Source organism: Nocardia sp. TBRC8007 (assembly GCF_056629435.1).
In genome coordinates this window covers 1-233 of record NZ_JBWSOR010000242.1, presented here as the reverse complement: position 1 = coordinate 233, position 233 = coordinate 1, and the positions used below count along the sequence as shown (strand labels likewise).

At 61.8% G+C, this 233-nt stretch carries 1 protein-coding gene; it reads right to left on the bottom strand.

The features are described 5' to 3' along the window. Positions 1–211: hypothetical protein (locus ACX4ZE_RS23500; protein ID WP_480275651.1), on the bottom strand; the 211-nt coding region annotated here is incomplete at its 3' end. Positions 212–233: the final 22 nt, after the last annotated feature.

Sequence of the window (233 nt, the reverse complement as noted above, 5' to 3'; positions counted from 1 at the left end):
GAAAAATATTCACGACCAAACCCGTCACCGCCGGATCCCCACCCGCACGCCCGATATCCGCCCGAATATCGGAAATATCGTATTCGGCATGCCGCAACACCAACCCGATCTCCGCCCCCACCCGCGCAGCGAAAACATCGAACCCCACCCGCGGATCCAACGACACCCGCAACGGCACAGTATTCGCCAACAAACACGGCGTCGCACCCACCGGACCCCTCCGATTCGCCACC